General features: G+C 57.0%; 1 rRNA gene. It reads right to left on the bottom strand.

The features are described from left to right. Positions 1-706 (bottom strand): 16S ribosomal RNA (locus ABD419_RS24910); the annotation flags it as partial. Between the last annotated feature and the right edge of the window lie 126 nt (positions 707-832).

Consider the following 832-nt stretch of genomic DNA (forward strand, 5'->3'; position numbering starts at 1 on the left):
GGTGTTCCTCCACATATCTGCGCATTTCACCGCTACACGTAGAATTCCGATCTCCCCTAATTGCCTCAAGTCGACCCGTATCCACCGCAAAACCCCGGTTAAGCCGAGGCCTTTCACGACAGACGCAATCAACCGCCTACGAGCCCTTTACGCCCAATAAATCCGGACAACGCTCGCGCCCTACGTCTTACCGCGGCTGCTGGCACGTAGTTAGCCGGCGCTTATTCAACCACTACCGTCAACACGGCGAATACCGTGCCTTCGTGGTGGATAAAAGAGGTTTACAACCCGAAAGCCGTCATCCCTCACGCGGCGTCGCTGCATCAGGCTTCCGCCCATTGTGCAAAATTCCCCACTGCTGCCTCCCGTAGGAGTCTGGGCCGTATCTCAGTCCCAATGTGACCGACCGCCCTCTCAGGCCGGCTACCCGTCAAAGCCTTGGTGCGCCATCACCGCACCAACAAGCTGATAGGCCGCGGGCCCCTCCCCAACCGCAAAAACTTTCCACCACAATCCATGCAGACCGTGGTCGTATCCGGTATTAGCCGCCGTTTCCAACGGTTATCCCAGAGATGGGGGCAGGTTACCCACGTGTTACTCACCCGTTCGCCACTCGAGTACCCGCAAGCGGGCCTTTCCGTTCGACTTGCATGTGTGAAGCACGCCGCCAGCGTTCGTCCTGAGCCAGGATCAAACTCTCCAACAAAAACTTGTCGCGCACCACCCTCTTACGAGAGCAGTGACTCACTCGTTGTGTCGAAGCATGCCCTGACCGATTTTTCACGGGACACCAAGCAAGTGTCCCAAGGAAAAGACAGTCAAAAACAGTACC

Origin of the sequence: Glycomyces endophyticus (genome assembly GCF_039531525.1) — a bacterium.
In the GTDB taxonomy this organism is placed as follows: domain Bacteria; phylum Actinomycetota; class Actinomycetes; order Mycobacteriales; family Micromonosporaceae; genus Glycomyces; species Glycomyces endophyticus.